This window comes from Actinomadura sp. 7K507 (genome assembly GCF_004348425.1).
Lineage (GTDB): Bacteria > Actinomycetota > Actinomycetes > Streptosporangiales > Streptosporangiaceae > Spirillospora.
Window position 1 is genome coordinate 23,802 of record NZ_SMKK01000003.1, and the last position, 20,216, is coordinate 44,017.

Consider the following 20,216-nt stretch of genomic DNA (forward strand, 5'->3'; position numbering starts at 1 on the left):
TCCGGGGAGTTCACGCGCGGGACCTCGTGGTACCGCCGTTGACGTGCAGGATCTGGCCGATGAGCGTGGGGAGCCGGGGATCGGCGAGGAACGCGACCGACTCGGCGACCTCCTCGGCCGAGGCGATGCGGCCGAACGGCACCCGCTCGGCGTACCGGTCGCGGATCTCCTCGACGGTGACCCCGGCGGCCTTCGCGTCCACTTCCAGCTGGGGGGTGTCGATCACGCTCGGCGCGACGGCGTTCACCGCGATGCCGAGCGGCCCCAGCTCCCGGCCCAGCGACTTGGTGAGCGCGATCATCCCGGCCTTGGACGCCGAGTAGGCGGTCGCGTCCGGCCACCCGATCAGCCCCCACTCGGACGAGACCAGCACCATCCGGCCGCCGCCGCGCTCGACCATCCCGGGCAGCACGGTCTGCGCGCACGCGAACGTCCCGCCGAGGTTGACGTCGACGATCCGCCACCAGTCGTCCAGGTCGTGCTCGGCGAACGGCGACATCGTCATGTACGCGGCCCCGGCGACGAGGATCCCGACATGCTCGCCGGTATGCCGCTCGATGCCGGTGACCATCGACTCGACGGCCTCGGGGTCGGAGACGTCCGCCGGCGCCGCGACCCCGCCGAGCTCGGCGGCGAGGCCGGTCACGTCCCGGTCCGGGTGGTCGTTGAGGGCGACGAGGTGGCCGCCCGCCGCGAGCCGCCGCGCGATCGCGGTGCCCAGGCCGCCGCCGGCCCCGGTGATCAGCGCGACCGTCACCTAGATCACCGCCCCGGCGTTGGGGGACAGGATCTCGCCGGCGCAGAACGTCGCGTCCTCGACCAGGAAGGCGGCGGCGAGCGCGACCTCCTCGGGGGCCGTCAGCCGCCCGGCCGGGAGGCCTTGGAGGTAGGCGGTCCTGCGCCAGGGCGAGTCGGCCGGCAGCAGCGGCGTGTCGGTCGGTCCGGGCGCCACCGCGTTCACCCGCACGCCGGACGGCGCCAGCTCGGCCGCCAGCGACCGGACGAACCCGATCACCGCGCCCTTGGCCGCCGCGTAGTGGGCCTCGGCGTTCCCGCCGCCGATCGCCAGCTCCGAGGTGACCGCGACGACGCTGCCGCGGCCGCGTTCCACCATCCCCGGCGTGACGGCCTTGCACACGTTCACCACCCCGCCGAGGTGCACGCGCAGCATCCGCTGCCAGTCCGGCCAGGCGATGTCGGACACCGGGACGATCGTGTAGTGCCCGGCCGCGCACAGCGCCGCCTCGATCGGCCCCAGCTCGCGCTCGATCCGCCGGACCGCCGCCCGCACCTGCGCCGGATCGGATACGTCCACCCCCACCGAGTGGGAGGCGTCCTCGGCCGGGCTGAGGTCCAGGGCGGCCGTCGTCCAGCCGCGCCCCGCCAGCTCGCGCACCATCGCGGCGCCGATCCCGCTCGCCGCGCCGGTGACGAGGGCGACTCGTTCCCGCATCGAACCTCCGAACAGGTCGCGGAACAGGCCTTCAGGCAAACCCGGCATAACCCCAGGTGACAAGGGTCATGGCGATTTCTTGGCCAAATGCACCGCGGCACGCCCGGTCTGTCGTGCTCTTCTCCAAAATCACGGTCACGATCATGGGCCGACCGCCTCCCGGGGTGAGAGGCTGAGGCCGTGACCAGCGATCCCGCGGTGCTGCGCCTCACCGTCCGGCAGCTCCTCGAGGTGCCGCGCTTCCGGCTGCGCCTGGTCGCCGGGGAGGACGGGCTGGAGCGGCCGATCCGCTGGGCCCACTCCACGGAGCTGCTCGACCCCGGCCCCTACCTGCGAGGCCATGAGGTCGTCCTGACGGTCGGCGCGTCGCTGCGGGACCCGGAGGCGTGCACCGCGTTCGCCGGGTCGGTCAAGGCCAGCCGCGCCAGCGCGATCGGCTACGGCGTCGGGGACGTGACGGACGAGGCGCCCGACGCCCTGTGCCAGGTCTGCGACCGCCTCGGCCTGCCGCTGATGGAGGTCCCGCCCGAGGTCCCGTTCCTGAGCTTCACCGAGTGGTTCGCCGAACGGCTCGCCTCCTCCCGGGACGAGCGGCACGAGCGCGAGGAGACCGGGCGGCTGCTGCGGATGGTCCGGGAGGGGCTCGCGTCCGCCGAGGTGCTCCGCCCCTGGATCGACGAGACCGGGCTCGACCACGCGTCGCTGCTGGCGATCGCGATGGACGTCCCCGAGGGCGACCTTCCGGGCCTGCTCGGGGTGGACGGCGACACGGGCATCCTGATCAGCAACGACGCCCACGCGTGGGCCGAGCCGGCCGGCATCGGCAGCCCCGGCGCCCTGGACCACCTGCCGCTGTCGCTGAGCGAGAGCCTGGCCGCGCTGGACGTCGCGCGCCGCACCGGCGGCGTCGTCCACGCCTCCGACCTGGCGACCTTCCCGGCCCTGCTCGGCCGCCTCACGCAGGAGCAGCTCGCGCCGTTCGCCGACCAGATCGCCCGCCCGCTGAGCGAGTACGACAGCGCGCACGGGACGCGCCTCACCGAGACGCTCCGCACGTTCCTCGACATGGGAGGCGCGGTCGGCGCCACGTCCCGCGCGCTGTTCCTGCATCCGAACACGCTCCGCCACCGGCTGGCCCGGATCGAGAGGCTCACGGGCCGCAACCCGCTCCAGTTCGAGGACCGGGTGGCGCTCGCGATCGCGGTGTGGGCCGCCCGCTGACCCCGTGCGCGCTCGGTAGGCAATTGCGAAAGATGTCGGAATTATTCCGACGGGAATCACCTGGCCGGTGAGGTGTGAAGGCAGTGCGGACCGGTGATGGCATCCTGGCGCGTCCGTAAGTGATCGTTCCATTCCGGCCCGCCGCCGGCCCGCGCCGCGGCATCCGGGACTTTCCCCGGACTCCCCCTGGTCACGGTCGTCACGCCAACCTCGGAGTCATGCCCACGCTGCGTATTCGTCAATGTCCTCAAAGGAAATGCGGTCATGGCCGAATTCCGTGTTTCTGGCCGCCCCCGGAGGTGCGGCGCTAAGTTTGCCCGTAGAGACGAGCCGTCCCCCGAAAGGAGCGTCAGACCGATGACGGATGCCCCCCCCGGCCCGGAGGCAGGGTCGGAGACGAAGATCAATACTGACGTTCCGCAATCGGCCCGGATCTGGAATTACTGGCTCGGCGGCACCGACAACTACGAGATCGACCGGATGGCCGGTGACCAGTACAAATCGCTGTACTCCGGCATCGTGCCGCTCGCCCGCGCCGGCCGCTACTTCATGGACCGCGCGATCAGGTTCCTGATCCACGAACGCGGTATCCGCCAGTTCATGGACTGCGGGACCGGCCTGCCCACCGTGGACAACACGCATGAGATCGCCCAGCGCGCCGCCCCCGACGCGAAGGTCGTCTACGTCGACAACGACCCCCTCGTCCTCGCGCACGCGCGCGCACTGCTGACCAGCACCCCCGAGGGGCGCACCGCCTACATCGACTGCGACCTGCACGATCCCAAGACGATCCTGGACAAGGCGGCCGAGACCCTCGACCTCTCGCAGCCCGTCGCGCTGCTCCTGGTCAACGTGATGGGGCACATCGTCGATCCCGACGAGGCGATGCGGGTCGCGCACGGGCTGGTGGCCGGCCTCCCGTCCGGCAGCTACCTCATCCTGGACGACTGCACCGACAACGACGAGGACTTCAACGCCGCGCAGCGCGCCTACGACGCCACCGGCGCCATCCCGTTCCGGCTGCGCACCCGCGAGTTCATCAGCGGCTACTTCGACGGCCTGGAAGTGGAGGAGCCGGGGCTCGTGACCGCCAATGCGTGGCGCCCGGAGGCCGGTGACGTCGAGGTGCTGCCGACGCTCTGCGGGGTGGCCCGTAAACCCTGACTCAGAGCCACTCCTTCCGGAGAAGGACTGACGGGCCCCGGCGGTGGCGAAGCCGGGGCCGACCGAACGTTGCTCACCGTTCGGCGCCCGACGCGTTGTGTAAAGGTATAGTGAGCCGTTCGTCCACGCCTGTCCCGATGAGGAGCCCCTGTTGGCCTCCATCACGACCACCGGCAGAAGACATTCCATAGACGCGCAGGGTGACCCGCTCGTCCCCCGCATGCTGCTGGCCCGGCGGCTCCGGGCGCTGCGCGAGGCCGCCCGGGTCGGCCGGCCGGAGGCGGCCCGGACGATCGGCTCGTCCACGTCCAAGATCTCCAGGCTGGAGCTGGGACGCTCGGGATGCAGGCCCGGCGACATCGGCGCGCTCCTCACCCTCTACGGCGTGGACGACGGCGAGCGCGCGACCCTGCTCGCCCTCGCCGGGCAGACGACCGGGCGGCCGTGGTGGTACGGCGACGGCGACATCGTCCCGCCGTGGGTGCGGCCCTACCTCAGCGCGGAGCAGTCGGCCAAGCTGGTCCGCACGTTCGAGGCCCAGTTCGTCCCCGGCCTGCTGCAGTGCGAGGACTACGCCCGCGCGCTGATCCGCCGCATCTACCCGGCACCGGAGATCGAGCGGCGCGTCGAGTTCCGGATGCGGCGCCAGCGGGTCCTGCGCCGCCGCCCGCGTCCGCTGAACCTGTGGGTGGTGCTCGACGAGGCGGCGCTGTGGCGCCCGATCGGCGAACCGGAGACGATGCGGGCCCAGATCCGGCACATCGTCGAGTTGTGCAGGCGCCCGAACGTCACCGTGCAGATCGCGCCGTTCGGGATCTGCGGGCGGGTCGCCGGCGACGGGCCCCTCACCCTCGTCCGGTTCCCGCAGCAGGGCCTGTCCGACATGGTGTACCTGGAGCGGGCCAACAGCGCCGTTTACCCGAGCCGCAGGCCGGAGATCGAACGGCACTGGCACGTCTTCAACACGCTGGTGACCGAGGCCGCGCCGCCCGAGCACACCCCGCAGATCCTCGCCGGGATCCTCGGCACGTACTGACCCTTCCCCGGCCGTTCCCTGACCGTTCCGGATGCCGCGGCGATCATATATTCCTGGCTGACCACTTCCGGCCTAACCGGATAAATGCCGGTAATTCTGGAGGGTTCGCCCGGTGGTGCGGGGACGTACGCCACAGAGGGCTCCCGCGGCGCCCATGTTTACCGGTCGATCTTCCGGTTACCGGGCACCCTTGACGCCTCACGCCGCCGTTCTCGAAGGAACGCCATGTCCGTCAGCGAGCGTTTGCACAACGAGGCCGAGGAACGCCGGTCCAGGGACGAACTCCAGGCCCGGGAGAACTTCCCCGTCGCCACCCGGCTGCTCCCGGCGCGGCACCGCGCGAACCTGCTGAACGTGTACGGCTACGCCCGGCTCGTCGACGACATCGGCGACGAGGCCCCGCCCGGCGAGCGGGCGGCGCTGCTCGACCTCGTCGAACGCGATCTCGGCCGGATCTACGCGGGCACGGAGCCGGAGCTTCCGGCGATGCGCAACCTGGCCCGGACGGTCACCGGCTGCGCGATCCCGGCGGAGCCGTTCCACCGCCTCCTGCGGGCCAACCGGCAGGACCAGGCCGTCTCCCGCTACGGCACGTTCGACGAGCTGCTCGACTACTGCGCGCTGTCCGCCGACCCGGTCGGGCACATCGTCCTGCACGTGTTCGGCGCGGCCACCCCGGACCGGATCGGGCTGTCCGACCGGGTGTGCACCGCGCTCCAGATCATCGAGCACTGCCAGGACGCCGGCGAGGACTACCGCAACGGCCGGATCTACCTCCCGGGCGACGACCTGCGCCGGTTCGGCTGCGAGGAGAGCGATCTGGAGGCCGCCCGCACCCCGACCCGGCTGCGGGGCGTCCTCGCCCTCCAGGCGCGGCGGGCCCGCCGGCTGCTCGACGACGGCTCCGCCCTCACCGGGCGGCTCCAGGGATTCGCGCGGGTCGCCGTGGCCGGATACGTCGCCGGCGGCCTCGCCACCCTGTCGGCGCTGGAACGCGGAGCCTACGACGTCCTGGGCGCACCGTCACGACCGAGGAAAGCGCGGCTGCTGGCCGAGTGGTCGCGGACTCTGGGAAGGAGATGACGAGATGGACGAGGCCGGCGTGGGTACGGCCGGTGCCTACCGGCACTGCGAGGACGTCGTCCGGTCGCAGGCGCGCAACTTCGCCTACGGGATCCGGCTGCTGCCCGCGCCGAAACGGCGGGCGCTGAGCGCCGTCTACGCCTTCGCCCGGCGCATCGACGACATCGGCGACGACCACGAGGCCCCCGCCCCGGAGCGGCTCGCGAAGCTGGCGGACGAGCGGGCGCGGCTCGCCGACCCCGGCGCCCACCCGTCCGACCCCGTGCTGGTGGCACTGGCGGACGCCGCACGCCGCCGCCCGATCCCGCTCGACGCCTTCGGGGAGCTCATCGACGGCTGCGAGGCCGACGTCCGCGGCGCGGGCTACGACACCTTCGACGACCTGCTCTGGTACTGCCGGTGCGTCGCGGGCACCGTCGGCCGCCTGTCCCTCGGCGTGTTCGGGACGTCCGACCCGGGCACGGCGGCGCCGCGCGCCGACGCGCTCGGCGTCGCGTTACAGCTGACGAACATCCTGCGGGACGTCAAGGAGGACGGGGCGAACGGCCGCGTCTACCTCCCGGCCAAGGACCTCGCGCGCTTCGGGTGCACGCTGCACCGGGACGACTCGGGCCGGCTGACCGACCCGCCCGAACGGCTGGTCTCGCTCGTCCGGTTCGAGGCGACCCGGGCCGAGGAGTGGTACGGCACCGGCCTGAAGCTGCTGCCCATGCTCGACCGCCGCAGCGCCGCCTGCACCGGGGCCATGGCGGGCATCTACCGGCGCCTGCTGAAGCGCATCACGGCCGACCCCCTCGCCGCGCTGGAGACGCGCACCTCCCTGCCGGCCTGGGAGAAGGCCGCCGTCTCCGCGAAGGCGATGGCGGGGATGCACCGGTGAGCGCCGCCCGGCCCGGTGAAGGCCACGGTGAAGGGCATCGGCACGGCGAAGGGCAGGTCGCCGTCGTCGGTGGCGGCCTCGCGGGGATCACGGCGGCGCTGGCGCTCCAGGAGACCGGCGTGCGGACCACGATTTACGAGGCGCGTCCCCGCCTCGGCGGCGCGACGCACTCGTTCGAACGCGACGGCTTGACCGTCGACAACGGCCAGCACATCTTCCTGAACTGCTGCACGGCGTACCGGGGGCTGCTGGAGAGACTGGACGCGCTGGACCGGGTCAGCGTCCAGGACCGCTTCGACGTCCGCGTCCTGAACCCGGACGGCCCGGACGGACGGCTCCGCCGCGCCAAAGCGCCCGGCCCGCTGCACTTCCTGCCCGCCCTCGCCCGCTACACGCTGCTCCCACCCGCCGACCGGCTGCGCGCCGTCCGCGCCTCGCTGGCGCTCGACCGCCTCGACCCGGACGACCCGTCCCTCGACGGCCTCGCCATGGGCGCCTGGCTCGCCGGCCGCGGCCAGGGGCCACGCGCCCGGGAGGCGCTCTGGGAGCTGTTCGTCACGGCGGCGCTCAACATCGGGCTGGACGACGCCGCGCTCGGTCCCGCCGCGATGGTGTGCCAGACGGCGCTGCTCGGCCGGTCCGACGCCGCCGACATCGGCGTCGCGTCCGTCCCGCTCGGCGACCTGCACGGCACGATCGCGGCGGCGAAGATCGAACGCGACGGCGGCCGGATCCGTCTCGGGGCGAAGGTGTCGGCGGTCGAGGCCGGGCCGAAGCTCCTGGTCAACGGCTCCCCGGCCGCCGCGGACGCCGTCGTCGTCGCGGTGCCGCACCGGGCGGCGGCCTCGCTCGTCCCGCTGGAGGCGTGCCCGGACCGGTCGCGGTGGGCGGGCCTCGGGGCCAGCCCCATCGTCAACGTCCACGTCGTCTACGACCGGCCCGTCATGGCCGAGCCGTTCGTCGCGGCGGTCGGCTCGCCCGTCCAGTGGGTGTTCGACCGGACCGGGGTGAGTGGCCTGACCGGCGGCCAGTACCTCGCCGTCTCGGTCTCGGCGGCGGACCGCTGGATCGACACGCCGACCGCGGAGCTGCGGGAGGTGTACCTCGCCGCGCTGGAGCGGCTGTTCCCGGCCGCCCGCCGCGCCCGCGTCACCGACTTCTTCGTGACGCGGGAACGGCACGCCACTTTCCGCCAGAGCCCCGGCAGCGGCGCGCTGCGTCCCGGGTCCGCGACCCGGCTGCCGTGGCTGTTCCTCGCCGGCGCGTGGACCGACACGGGCTGGCCCGACACGATGGAGGGAGCCGTGCGCAGTGGCCTCACCGCCGCCCGCCTCGTCCGGCGGCACCTGCACGAGACCGGCCCGCAAGTGACCGGCCCGCAATCGACCGGCCCGCAATCGACCGGCCCGCACGAGACCAGCACGGATACGGATGAGGTGAGCCGATGACCGCCGTCCCGACGCCGATCACCGACGGGCGCGCACTGGTCGACCGGGCGATGCGCGCCTCCGCCGACCGGCTCGACCCCTGGACCCGCCGCGTCGTCGCCTACCACCTCGGCTGGACCGACCAGGACGGCCGGCCCGCCGCCGCGGGCGGGAAGGCGCTGCGGCCCGCGCTGGCGCTGCTGTCGGCCCGCGCCGCCGGCACGCCCTACGAGACGGCGCTGCCCGGCGCGGTCGCCGTCGAGTTCGTGCACGCGTTCTCGCTGCTGCACGACGACATCATGGACGGCGACCGGACGCGCAGGCACCGTCCCGCCGCGTGGACGGTGTTCGGCCCGTCCGCCGCCATCCTCGGCGGGGACGCGCTGCTGGCGCTGTCGGAGAACCTGCTGCTGGACGAGCACACGCGGGGCGCGCACTGGGCGGCGCGGGCGCTGACCGCCGCCACGCAGCGGCTCATCACCGGGCAGGCGCTCGACCTCGGGTTCGAGCAGCGCGACGACGTGACCCTCGACGAGTGCCTGGCCATGGCGGCGGACAAGACCGGCGCGCTGCTCGCCTGCGCCTGCTCGATCGGGGCGATGCTCGGCGAGGGACCCGCGCGGCTCGTCACCGGGCTGACGGGGTTCGGGTCCGAAATGGGGCTGGCGTTCCAGCTCGTGGACGACCTGCTCGGCATCTGGGGGAGCCCGGACACCACCGGCAAACCGGTCCTGTCGGACCTGCGGGCCCGCAAGAAGTCCCTCCCGGTGGTGTTCGCGCTGAACGCCGGAACCGCTGAGTCCGCGCGTCTCGCCGAGCTGTACGCGCGCCCGGAACAGCCGTCCGAGGACGCCCTGGAAGAGACGGCGCGCCTGGTCGAGGCGGCCGGCGGGCGGGACTGGGCCGCGGCCGAGGCGGACCGCCGCATCGCGGCGGCCGAGCGGTACCTCGCCGACGCGGGGATGGACGACCACGTCCGCGCCGAGTTCCGCGACATCGCGCTCTTCGTCACCTCCCGGGACCACTGAGCCCCGCCGGCCCCTCCACGGGCCGGCCTTCCACGAACCCTCTCCACCGGCCCTCTTCAAACGCGGACGAGAAGGAGCGCGAATGACCACGACCGAAGTTTCCGGACTCACCGGTGCGGCCGCCGCAGCCGTCGAGGCGGCCCGCGACCACCTGCTCGGTCTGCAGTCACCCGAGGGCTGGTGGAAGGCGGAGCTGGAGACGAACGTGACGATGGACGCCGAGGACCTCCTGCTCAGGGAGTTCCTCGGCATCCGCGCGGACGGCGACACGCGGGAGGCGGCGCGCTGGATCCGGTCGCGGCAGCGCGCCGACGGGACGTGGGCGAACTTCTTCGGCGGCCCGCCCGACCCGTCCACGACGATCGAGGCGTACGTCGCGCTGCGGCTGGCCGGAGACGCCGCCGACGCCGGCCACATGCGGCGCGCCGCCGGGTACGCGCGGGCGGCGGGCGGCATCGAGGGCAGCCGGGTGTTCACCCGGATCTGGCTGGCGCTGTTCGGGCAGTGGTCCTGGGACGACCTGCCCGTCATGCCGCCCGAGCTGATGTTCCTGCCGAGCCGCGTCCCGCTGAACGTCTACGACTGGGCGTGCTGGGCGCGGCAGACGATCGTCCCGCTGACGGTGCTCGGGTCGCTGCGCCCCGTCCGCGGTCTGCCGTTCGACCTGCCGGAACTGCGTGCCGGCGTCCGCCCGGCGCAGGACGAGAAGGGATGGGGGCGGGTGTTCAGCACGCTCGACCGCGCCCTGCACGTGTACGAGCGGCGGCCGGTGCGCCCGATGCGGACCGCCGCGCTGCGCCGGGCGGCCGAGTGGATCATCGCCCGGCAGGAGGCCGACGGCTGCTGGGGCGGGATCCAGCCGCCGTGGGTGTACTCGCTGATGGCCCTGCACGAGCTCGGCTACGGCCTCGACCACCCGGTCATGGCGCGCGGCCTCGCCGGGCTCGACCGTTTCACGATCCGGGACGCGAAGGGGCGCCGCCTGGAGGCGTGCCAGTCGCCGGTGTGGGACACGGTCCTTGCCATGAACGCTCTCGCCGACGTGGGGCTGCCCGGCGACGACCCCGCGATGGCGCGCGCCGCCCGATGGGTCGTCGGTGAGGAGATCCGGGGGCCGGGGGACTGGTCGGTGCGGCGGCCGGGCCTCCCGCCGGGCGGCTGGGCCTTCGAGTTCGACAACGACAACTATCCCGACACCGACGACACCGCCGAGGCGGTCCTGGCCCTGCGCAAGTCCGGCTTCCCCGGCGCGGAGGAGCCGATCGGGCGCGCGGTCGGCTGGCTGGCGGGCATGGCCTCGCGTGACGGCGGCTTCGGCGCGTTCGACGCCGACAACACCCGCGAACTGTGCACCAAGCTGCCCTTCTGCGACTTCGGCGCGGTCATCGACCCGCCGTCCGCGGACGTCACCGCCCATGTCGTGGAAGCGCTCTCCCAGGAGGGGCTCGCGGAGACGACCGTGGTCAAGCGGGCCGTGGTGTGGCTGCTGAAGGCCCAGGAGGCGGACGGCTCGTGGTTCGGGCGCTGGGGAGCCAACCACGTCTACGGGACGGGAAGCGTGGTGCCCGCGCTGATCGCCGCCGGTGTCCGTCCGGGCAAGCCCGCGATCCGCCGCGCCGTGGCGTGGCTGGAGGGGCACCAGAACGACGACGGCGGCTGGGGCGAGGACCTGCGCTCCTACGACGACGCGTCCTGGATCGGGCGGGGCGCGTCCACACCGTCCCAGACCGCCTGGGCGCTGCTGGCGCTGCTCGCCGCCGGTGAGCGCTCCGCGGCCGTGGACGGCGGCGTCCGGTGGCTCGTCGACCGGCAGCGCCCGGACGGGAACTGGGATGAGGAGCATTTCACCGGCACCGGATTCCCCGGCGACTTCTACATCAATTACCACCTCTACCGGCTGGTGTTCCCGATCAGCGCGCTGGGCCGCTATCTGGGAGGGGCGAAGGAGGTTCGGAAATCATGAGCATGCCGCTGCGCCAGAGCGCCCGCATCGGGGGCTACATCCTCCGCAACAAGCTGCGCGGCAGGACGAAGTTCCCGCTGATCGTCGAGCTGGAGCCGCTGTTCGCCTGCAATCTGGCGTGCGCCGGCTGCGGCAAGATCCAGCATCCCGCCGACGTTCTGAAGAAACGCATGCCCGTCGAGCAGGCCATCGCCGCCATCGAGGAATGCGGCGCGCCCATGGTGTCCATCGCGGGCGGTGAACCGCTGATGCACCCGCAGATCGACGAGATCGTGAGCGAGCTCGTCAAGCGCCGGAAGTTCGTCTTCCTGTGCACGAACGCGCTGCTGATCCCGAAGAAGCTCGACAGGTTCAAGCCGTCGCCCTACTTCGCGTGGTCGGTGCACATCGACGGCCTCCAGGAACGCCACGACGAGTCCGTCTGCAAGGAGGGCGTCTTCGAGGACGCGGTCGCCGCCGTCCGCGAATGCCAGCGCCGCGGGTTCCGCGTCACCACCAACACGACGTTCTTCAACACCGACACTCCGCAGACCGTCATCGAGGTCCTCGACTACCTCAACGACGACCTCAAGGTCAACGAAATGATGATCTCACCGGGCTACGCCTACGAGAAGGCGCCCGACCAGGAGCATTTCCTCGGCGTGCGGGAGACGCGGGAACTGTTCCGGAAGGCGTTCTCCGGCGGAAACCGGGAACGGTGGCGGCTCAACCACTCGCCGCTCTTCCTGGACTTCCTGGAGGGAAAGGTCGACTTCCCCTGCACGGCCTGGGCGATCCCGTCGTACTCGCTCTTCGGATGGCAGCGTCCCTGCTATCTGATGTCGGACGGCTACGCGCAGACCTACCAGGAACTCCTCGACGAGACCGACTGGGAGTCCTACGGCCGGGGCCGCGACCCGCGCTGCGCCAACTGCATGGCCCACTGCGGCTACGAGCCCACGGCCGTCTTCGGCACGGTGAGTTCCCTGAAGGAGTCGCTGAGGGCACTCCGCACCACCTAGAACTCAATTACCATGATCCGGGTATCGGACTACGACCTGGACAAGGTGACCATGGCGGACGAAACCCCGGAGTGGCCTCCGGCCGAGCTGGACTTCAACAAGCCCACCATCGCCCGCGCGTACGACGCGCTGCTCGGGGGCAAGGACAACTTCGCCGTGGACCGCGCCCTGGCCGACCAGACGAGCGAGTTCATCCCCGGGCTGCGGGAGTCGGCGGTCGAGAACCGCAAGGTCCTCGTCCGGGGCATCCGGTACCTGACGCGGGACGCGGGGATGGACCAGTTCCTCGATCTCGGCAGCGGGCTGCCCACGGTCGAGAACACCCACGAGGTCGCCCAGCGGGAGAACCCGGACGCTCGCGTCGTCTACGTCGACATCGACCCCCTGGTGTCGGTGCACGGGCGCGCCCTGCTGGCCAGCAACCAGGTCACCAGGGTGATGACCGGCGACGTCCGCGACCCGCAGGCGATCCTGTCCGCGCCCGAGGTGAAGGGCTTCCTCGACTTCTCCCGCCCCGCGGTGATCATGCTGGTCGGGATGCTGCACTACCTGTCCCCGGACGTGGTCGACGACGTGGTCGGCGCTTACCGCGACGTCCTCGTCCCCGGCAGCCACCTGTTCATGACGTCCCTGGTCGACACCGGCCTCCCGCAGCAGCAGGAACTCGCCCGCATCACCCGCGAGAACCTGGAAGAGGGCTGGGCCCGCACGCCCGCGGAGATCGAGGCCCAGTTCCGCGGCTTCGAACTCGTCGAACCCGGCGTCACCTACACGGCCCTGTGGCGCCCCGACGGGCCCGTCGACCCGGACGGCCTCACCCCCGGCGAACAGCTCGGCATGGCGGGCATAGCCATCAAGCTGCGCTGACACCTCCCGGTCCCGCGCACCCCACGTGAGCACCGCGCCACGTGGGGTTTTCGGCTGCGATCATGTCTTGTTGACGGTGTGACACACGATGTATAAGTGTCAAACGCGCAGGTCGCCTCCTCGCGTTCAGCCGTCCAAGGGGGCCGTGAATGAAGATGCGTTCCAGGCTGCTGGCGGTCGCCCTGCTGCCGGTCATCGTGCTGCCCCTGACGGCGTCGACCGCGCAGGCGAACGTGCTGGACACCCTGTCGCCCGGCTCCCTCACGCTCGCGCCCGGCGTGCCGGGAACGACCTCCGCGGGCGCGTTCCGCGTGACCGTGGGACGCCAGGACGGCCGCGCCCGCCTGGCGGTGACCTCGGGCGGACGGACCGTGTGGGCCGGGGCGCCCGGACGCGCCTTCGCCGTCGCCGGCCTCGGCCACCTGTCCTGGCGGGAGCGGACCGGCATGTTCAAGCCGAACGAGCTGGTCACCTGGCGGCTCACCGATCAGCGCATCGAGCGCGTCGCCCGGTCGGGCGGTGACGTGGTGGTCAGCGGGACGCTGCGCGGCGGCCCGCTGACGGCGCCGTACGAGTGGCGGCTCTCGGCGTCCGGCGGGAACCGCGCCGCCGTGGACCTGAAGGTCGGCACGGTGACCGGCGCCGGCGTCGACCGCCCGCCGGACGCGGTGGCGCTGGCCTCACAGCGCGGGCGGGGCGAGCGGTTCCACGGGTTCGGCGAGCAGTTCGCCCCCTTCGACCTGGCCGGACGCCGGGTCCCGATCGTGGTCCGCGAACAGGGCATCGGGCGCGGCCGGCAGCCGCTGACCACCATGGTCGACCTGGTCTCGGGCCAAGGCGGCGCGTGGGACACCACCTACGCGCCGATGCCGTTCTACGTCACCAGCGCCGACCGGGGATTCGCGCTCTCCGGCAGCCGCTACTCGGTCTTCGACCTGTCGCAGCGCGGGCTGGCCGTCGTCCAGACGTGGGGGGCGCGGCAGCGGGCCGAGCTGTACACGGGCCGCGATCCCGCCGAGATCCTCGCCGCGCACACCGCCGCGACCGGGCGGATGGGCGCGCTGCCCGCCTGGACGCGCGACGGCGCCGTCCTCGGTCTCCAGGGCGGCACCGCGAAGGTGCGCCGGACCGTCGAGCGGATGGCCGCCGCCGGCACGAAGATCTCGGCGGTGTGGCTCCAGGACTGGAGCGGGCAGCGCACCACGTCGTTCGGCGACCGGCTCTGGTGGACGTGGCAGCTCGACCGCGAGCGCTACCCCGGCTGGGAAGGCCTCGTGGACGACCTGCACCGGCGCGGGATCAAGGTGCTGACCTACGTCAACCCGTTCCTGGTGGACCCGTCGGAGAAGCCCGGCGGGGTGGCCCGCAACCTGTTCGCCGAGGCCCGTGACCGCGGTTATCTGGTCGCCGAGGCGGACGGGTCGCCGTACATGCTCGACCAGAGCGAGTTCTCCGCCGCGATGGTCGACTTCACGAATCCCGCCGCCCGCGAGTGGTACGCACGGGCCATCGCGACCGAGGTCGCCGGGGCCGGCGCGGACGGCTGGATGGCCGACTTCGGCGAGGCCCTCCCCTTCGACGCCAGGCTCCACGCCGGGTCCCCGGCCGAGCTGCACAACCGCTGGCCGGTCGAGTGGGCGAAGGTCAACCGCCGCGCCTGCGCGCTGGCCGGGCAACCCGACTGCCTGTACTTCATGCGCGCCGCCTACACCGGCTCGCCCGCGCAGGCGCCGCTGTTCTGGGCCGGTGACCAGCTCGTCGGCTGGGACGCCCAGGACGGCCTGGCGTCCGCGCTCCACGGGATGCTGTCGGCGGGCGTCTCCGGCATGACGCTCAACCACACCGACATCGGCGGCTACACCGCCGTCGACACCCCGCTGGGCAACCACCACCGTTCCGCCGAACTGCTGAAGCGGTGGGCCGAACTGTCGGCCTTCGGGGTGTTCTTCCGTACGCACGAGGGCAACAAGCCGTCCGACAACGCCCAGGTCTACGACTCCCCGGACAGCCGGGCCGCCTTCGCCCGGACGAGCCGCGTCTACGCCGCGCTCTCCGGCTACCGCGCGACCGTCGAGGCCGAAGCCGCGCGGGGGCTGCCCGCCCTCCGCCACACCTGGCTCGTGCACCCGGACAGCCCGGCCGCGACGGCCGGCGACCAGTTCTTCTTCGGCTCGTCCCTGCTGGTCGCCCCGGTGCTGGAGCCGGGCGCTTCCAGCGTGGCGGTGCACCTGCCCGCCGGCCGCTGGATCAACGTCTTCACCGGCCGCGCCTACGGCGACCGCACCCGCGACGTCCGCCTGACCGTCCCCGCGCCGCTCGGCACCCCGGCCGCCTTCGTGCGCGCCGGCGACCCCGAGGGCGCGAAGATCCGCGCCGCGCTGCGCCGGGCGGGCCTCACCCAGTCTTGACGTGTTTGTCCCGAATACCACCGAAATGTCAGGGAAGGGCGGTCCAGAGCGAAGCCAGTAGCAGGGGGGACGATATGCAGCACGATGAGATGATCGGGCAGGTCCAGGCGCGTGCGCGGCTGCCCAGTCGGGGCGACGCCGAGACCGCCTGCCGCGCCACGCTCGAAACGCTCGGCGAGCGGCTGCCGGAAGGCCTGGCGGACAACCTCGCCGCCCAGCTCCCGCGCGAGATCGGCGAGAACCTGAGGCGGACCGAGGTGTTCGGCGGCGCGGGAACCGGCGAGCGGTTCGACCGCCACGACTTCATCGAGCGCGTCGCGATCCGCGCGCACGCCGACGACTCCCAGGCCACCTACATCGCCCGGGTGGTCCTGGAGGTCGTGGGGGAGGCCACCCAGGGCGGCATGATGACCAAGGTCAAGGACGCCCTTCCCGACGACATCCGCGAGCTCGTGACCGCCGGCAGCACCGGCTGACGGTACTGTCGGCGGAGCTCCCCGTGAATCCGGGTCACACGCCCGCGACCTTGAGCAGGTCGGCCATGGTGAAGTGGCCCGACTTCGTGGCCGGCGTCCATGGGTGCGCCGGATCATGTTCGTTGTGGTACAGGAAGGACGTGGGGTCCGCGCGAAGCAGGCCGAAGATGACTTCGCCGACGATGACACTGCCCACGACGCCAAGCGTGGTGCCCTTCTCGGCTCCGGTCGCTCCCTCGCGCATGATGTAGTACCAGAGTGGAGCCGTGTCGCCGAACGTACCGGCGTCGAGACCCAGGTCCTTGTTCGAGCGAGGGGTCTCTCGGAGGCCGTACGCTTCGATCACCTTTTTCGCCACGGCCTGTCCGGACGGGAGGCCGAACGCCTTCCCGCGCAGCAGGTTCCGCACCGCGATCGAACGGAGCGGGACGAACTCCTCAGGTGGATTGGACCCGGGAATCGTCATCGACTCGGTGAGGTTCTCCAGCCACTCGATCGGCGTGTCGATGGGGCCGGGCATGTTGAGGAACGTGTGGACGACCTTGCCGTCGAACTTCTTGGAGTACTGCGGCTTCCTGGTGTCCTTGGTGTGGAAGAAGTACGACCAGTCGATCCTTTCGTCCTCCGCGAGCTTGGAGAACGGCTTCCGGAAGTGAAAGAGCTGGCCTTCCTTGGTGCCGTTGAGCCGGTACCGTTCCTGGACCAGGGAGTGCAGCCGGTAGCCGGCGACCGTGAACTCCACCGGAAGCGTCACCGGCCCCGGGTCCGGCGTGAAGAACTTCGCTTTGCGGGCCAGGAGGGCGTCGAAGACGTCCTTTCGGATGATCTTGCTCAGCCAGTCGTGGAGCACCAGCCACTGGTAATGCCACACCACCGTCTGCTTGGCGGTGGCGAACAGTTCCTTCTCATGTTTGTCCTTGGCCTTCACGATGTCCACAACGGCGTTGTGGAACTTCATGAACGCCAGGTGCAACTGAATGGTGATGACGGTGTTGTCGTTGCGGGGGTCGGCGATGATCGGAACGTCTTCCTTGTTCCGCGGAACGTCGTAGGTCCGGGCCGGGTCGATCCAGAATTTTCCGACCTTGTCGTTGTCGTAGTACTGGAACGACTGCGTCTGGGGCCCGAGCCCGTACACGTGTTCCAGGCTGATGCGCCCGCTGCGGTAGTTGGGGCTCTTCGCCGGGTCGAGGCCCGGATCGAAGGTCGCGTCGGCCTGGAAGGTGATGTTGTGGTCCAGGAACTGGCCGAAGTAGGTGTAGCCGGCGGGCACCGTCTCCAGGTCCGCGCCCTGGAGCGGGGCGCCCGGCGAAAGGCAGGGCGTCCCGCCCGCCTTGCCCGCGCCGGCGGAAGCCTCCGGAGCCTTGGGAGGATTGGCGTCCATCGGGCCGCAGGGAGCGCCCAGATGAATGAGGTCCCGGTCCTTGTGGTCGTCCGGGGGCAGCTTGAACAGACGGGTGTAGTAGCCGGTGTCCGCCACCACCGGTGTCCGGCCGTCGTGCCCGTCGGTCGGGCTGGTCTGCAGCACGGGTGTCATGCCGTGGTAGGAGACGGCGGGATTCGGCTGCGGAGCCGTCCACTGCGGCATGAGGTCCCGGGCGAGCTGGTCCTGCAGCCTCTCCGCGATCTCCTGGCGGAGCCTCGCGGTGACGTCGCCGTCCGGCCCGCCCGCTTCGGTCGCCGGAGCGGTGCCGGTGATGCCGGTCCTGGTGTCCTCCGTCATGATCCGGCCTCCGAATGGTCCAGTGGTTCGATTCCCTGGCCGTAACGAAAGATCCGATGCGGGTCGTTGCGGGTCTTGATCTTCCTCAACCTGCCGTAGTTGCTCCCGTAGTAGGCGGTCTGCCAGTCGGTGAGATCCGGGTCGGGAAAGTTCACGTAGGCCGCGTTGGTTTTCAGGACCTCGCTGAGGCGGCCATGAATGCCGCGCGTCTGGGCCAGCAGGCGCTGCACCTCGTCGTGCGTGGTCCCGTCGGTCCAGGAGGTGCCGACGTCGATGACGAACTTGCCGTCGCGGTGCGGGAACGCCGTGGCGTCCGCGCTGGGCGCACCGGCCTTGCCGCCCATCGCGAAGAGGGTGACGTAACCGCTGTTGCCCCTGCGGTACGGCTTCCACTTGAGAGTCCAGTCCACGATCTCCTTCACCGTCGTGGACGGCAGCCAGGTGTGGGGCACGAGCGACTTGGAGGCCACGGTCTCGTGCTCGGACACCATCGACAGCTTCTCCTGCGCCGTCCAGAACCCGAGCTGTTCGATGCTCTGCTCGGCGGGCCGCAGCCTGAGAAGCGGATCCAGCCGGCGGCGCACGGCCGAGTCGCCGCCGAGGTACTGGCCGAGGACGGCGACGTTGACGTCATGGGGCCCGGTGCCCGGATTCTCGAACTCGATCCGGATGTCCAGGTCGTTCCCGCGGTCGTCGGCGAGCATCTCCTGGACGATCTTCATGATCTCTTCTCCGGAGCCGGGACCGAAGGTGAAGTGGAAGACCGTGGCGGTCCTCCGGGACACGTCGACGGCGTCGAAGAGGAACGAGGTGTTGATGCCGAAGTTGCCGCCCGCGCCGCCCCGGCAGGCCCAGAACAGGTCGGCCTCCGTGTCGCGGTTCGCGCGAACGATGCTGCCGTCGGCCAGGACGATCTCGGTCTCCACCAGGTTGTCGCACGTCAGGCCCCATTTGCGGTCGTTGAAGCCCAGGCCGCCGCCGAGCGTCAGGCCCGCGATGCCGACCCCGACGCAGCGCCCGCCGGGGACGTACAGATTCGTCCCCCCGGCCCCGGCCCCGGCCTTGGCGACGTCGCCGTTGGTGGCGCCGCCGCCGATTCTGAGCCGGTTGCCGTCCAGCGCGGTCACCTGGCTCATCGGGCGCACGCTGATCAGCAGGCCCGTCGTCGTCGAGTAACCGGCGTAGTTGTGGCCGCCGGCGCGGGGTGCCAGCGGCATTCCGTTCTCTTTCGCCCACAGCAGGGCCGTGCGCACGTCCTGCGCGCTGGCGCAGGACACGATGCCCATCGGCTTCCTGTCCTCGTACCGCAGATTCCACGGCCGCGCCAGTGCCGGGAAATTCTGCGCCTTCGGCAGATACAGTTTGCTGCCGGATTGGAGCGCCTTCTCCAGTTGCTGCCAATTCGGATTCACCGCCGGCTGCGGAGTGGGCGCGGAAGGGCCGTGCGGCGCCGCCCCCGCGTTGTCATGTCCGGTCAGCGCCGTGACCAGGCCGGCGGCGGACGCGTACGCGCCCGCTCGTAGTACCCCGCGTCGATCGAGCATTGTTCCCCTGACTCAATGGGCGAGCGTCGCCCGGACTTCTCCCGCCTTCCGCAGAGAACTCAATCACGCACCCAAGTAAAGAGCGGCACTATCCACCTCCAAAAGACCGTACCGGTGTCGCTCGCGTCAGCGGAGAGGGTGCGGACAGAAGCATTGGCCGGCCGTTGGGCGAAACAAGCGAGAACTTTGCTGGAGTCGCGTGGTAGGACGCGATCGGCCCAGGGGAGGAAGTCCAGCGACCACTCGCGGGCACGAGGCCGCGGCCGGGGCGATCGGGAAAGTAGAACGAATTCCCGTACGGCGGAGAGGATTTGCTGTGACGCAGCACGGTAATGGCGACGGGCAAGGGGCGGCGGAAGTCGCCCAATTCGTGGTCGGCGGGGAGCAGGGGGCGCAGCGGCGCCACGGCGCGCACGAGGCGCGAACGGCGATCCTGCCGCACTCGGCCGGCGACCCGAACGACTTCTGGCCCGACCCCAGGCTGGGGCGCCCGCTGGAACTGCACGTGTGCATGGGCCTGAACTCCTGCTGCGGCCACGGCCGGGACGGGACCGGGGAGATGGCGGGCATGGGGCAATGCGCCACCGTGTCCCACGTCTGCCACGGCGCCAACGAATGCCGGGGGCAGGGCGGCTGCGGATACAGCGGGGGCGACGCCGAACAGGCCATGCCGGGGGCTCAGGAGTGCCGTTCCTCCGGCAGTTGCGCCAGCCCCATCAACGAGAGCCGCGTCCACGCCGCCGGTCCCTACCGGGGCACGAGCGTGTGGAAGCGGGCCCGCAAGGTCTTCGAGCAGCGCATGTTCGAGGCCGGCGTCCCGTTCGGCCCGGCCCCGGGAGAGGGAGCCCCCGACGATCTGGTGCCGCCCTACGAAGGCAAGCGGCGCTACGACCCGTGCCAGGCGTCCGGCCATGGGCAGTGACGCCGCACCGTCCGGTGAAC

The 20,216-nt window shown here is 71.6% G+C and carries 17 protein-coding genes; 13 read left to right on the forward strand and 4 right to left on the reverse strand.

The annotated features are described in order from the left end of the window. Window positions 1–10: 10 nt before the first annotated feature. Window positions 11–757 (reverse strand): SDR family NAD(P)-dependent oxidoreductase, encoded by a 747-nt coding sequence (locus E1285_RS01285; RefSeq protein ID WP_132146774.1) that lies wholly within the window; start codon window positions 755–757, stop codon window positions 11–13. Continuing rightward, window positions 758–1,453: an SDR family oxidoreductase gene (locus E1285_RS01290; protein ID WP_132146777.1), complete on the reverse strand. Its 696-nt coding sequence runs from the start codon at window positions 1,451–1,453 to the stop codon at window positions 758–760. It lies immediately after the preceding gene. 180 nt (window positions 1,454–1,633) lie between these two features. On the opposite strand from E1285_RS01290, the gene E1285_RS01295 reads away from it, so the two are divergent. The 12 genes from E1285_RS01295 to E1285_RS01350 all read left to right on the forward strand — a co-directional run bounded on the left by E1285_RS01295 (window position 1,634) and on the right by E1285_RS01350 (window position 16,007). After that, complete coding sequence (locus tag E1285_RS01295; protein ID WP_132146780.1) at window positions 1,634–2,674, forward strand: PucR family transcriptional regulator; 1,041 nt, start codon at window positions 1,634–1,636, stop codon at window positions 2,672–2,674. A 357-nt stretch (window positions 2,675–3,031) separates the two neighbouring features. Continuing rightward, the gene (locus E1285_RS01300; protein WP_132146783.1) at window positions 3,032–3,838 is read left to right on the forward strand and encodes an SAM-dependent methyltransferase; all 807 of its coding nucleotides are present in this window, start codon (window positions 3,032–3,034) and stop codon (window positions 3,836–3,838) included. Window positions 3,839–3,989: 151 nt separating this feature from the next. Continuing rightward, complete coding sequence (locus E1285_RS01305) at window positions 3,990–4,874, forward strand: helix-turn-helix transcriptional regulator (RefSeq protein ID WP_207946335.1); 885 nt, start codon at window positions 3,990–3,992, stop codon at window positions 4,872–4,874. 225 nt (window positions 4,875–5,099) lie between these two features. Continuing rightward, window positions 5,100–5,957 carry a squalene synthase HpnC gene (hpnC, locus tag E1285_RS01310; RefSeq protein ID WP_132146786.1) on the forward strand — a complete coding sequence of 286 codons (858 nt, stop codon included), beginning with the start codon at window positions 5,100–5,102 and terminating at the stop codon, window positions 5,955–5,957. Window positions 5,958–5,961: 4 nt separating this feature from the next. Next, complete coding sequence (gene hpnD, locus E1285_RS01315; protein ID WP_132146789.1) at window positions 5,962–6,837, forward strand: presqualene diphosphate synthase HpnD; 876 nt, start codon at window positions 5,962–5,964, stop codon at window positions 6,835–6,837. Beyond that, complete coding sequence (gene hpnE, locus E1285_RS01320; protein WP_132146792.1) at window positions 6,834–8,285, forward strand: hydroxysqualene dehydroxylase HpnE; 1,452 nt, start codon at window positions 6,834–6,836, stop codon at window positions 8,283–8,285. Before hpnD ends, hpnE begins: the two co-directional genes overlap by 4 nt. Then, window positions 8,282–9,292: a polyprenyl synthetase family protein gene (locus E1285_RS01325; protein ID WP_132146795.1), complete on the forward strand. Its 1,011-nt coding sequence runs from the start codon at window positions 8,282–8,284 to the stop codon at window positions 9,290–9,292. Before hpnE ends, E1285_RS01325 begins: the two co-directional genes overlap by 4 nt. A gap of 82 nt (window positions 9,293–9,374) precedes the next feature. After that, window positions 9,375–11,255 carry a squalene--hopene cyclase gene (gene shc, locus E1285_RS01330; protein WP_132146798.1) on the forward strand — a complete coding sequence of 627 codons (1,881 nt, stop codon included), beginning with the start codon at window positions 9,375–9,377 and terminating at the stop codon, window positions 11,253–11,255. After that, the gene (gene hpnH, locus E1285_RS01335; protein WP_132146801.1) at window positions 11,252–12,256 is read left to right on the forward strand and encodes an adenosyl-hopene transferase HpnH; all 1,005 of its coding nucleotides are present in this window, start codon (window positions 11,252–11,254) and stop codon (window positions 12,254–12,256) included. The genes shc and hpnH overlap by 4 nt, the downstream gene beginning before the upstream one ends. 51 nt (window positions 12,257–12,307) lie before the next feature. After that, window positions 12,308–13,123: an SAM-dependent methyltransferase gene (locus E1285_RS01340; RefSeq protein WP_132147000.1), complete on the forward strand. Its 816-nt coding sequence runs from the start codon at window positions 12,308–12,310 to the stop codon at window positions 13,121–13,123. A 149-nt stretch (window positions 13,124–13,272) separates the two neighbouring features. After that, window positions 13,273–15,531, forward strand: a complete 2,259-nt coding sequence (locus tag E1285_RS01345; RefSeq protein ID WP_132146804.1) for an alpha-glucosidase — start codon at window positions 13,273–13,275, stop codon at window positions 15,529–15,531. A gap of 74 nt (window positions 15,532–15,605) precedes the next feature. After that, window positions 15,606–16,007 (forward strand): DUF2267 domain-containing protein, encoded by a 402-nt coding sequence (locus tag E1285_RS01350; protein WP_132146807.1) that lies wholly within the window; start codon window positions 15,606–15,608, stop codon window positions 16,005–16,007. Between the two features lie 34 nt (window positions 16,008–16,041). On the opposite strand, the gene E1285_RS01355 is transcribed toward E1285_RS01350, so the two are convergent. Further along, entirely contained in the window at window positions 16,042–17,730 is a 1,689-nt protein-coding gene (locus tag E1285_RS01355; RefSeq protein ID WP_132146810.1) for a peroxidase family protein, read from the reverse strand. Next, the gene (locus E1285_RS01360; protein WP_132146813.1) at window positions 17,727–19,274 is read right to left on the reverse strand and encodes an FAD-binding oxidoreductase; all 1,548 of its coding nucleotides are present in this window, start codon (window positions 19,272–19,274) and stop codon (window positions 17,727–17,729) included. Before E1285_RS01360 ends, E1285_RS01355 begins: the two co-directional genes overlap by 4 nt. A gap of 316 nt (window positions 19,275–19,590) precedes the next feature. Here E1285_RS01360 and E1285_RS01365 point away from each other — a divergent pair, with 316 nt between their 5' ends. Continuing rightward, complete coding sequence (locus E1285_RS01365) at window positions 19,591–20,196, forward strand: hypothetical protein (RefSeq protein ID WP_132146816.1); 606 nt, start codon at window positions 19,591–19,593, stop codon at window positions 20,194–20,196. The last annotated feature ends 20 nt before the right edge of the window (window positions 20,197–20,216 follow it).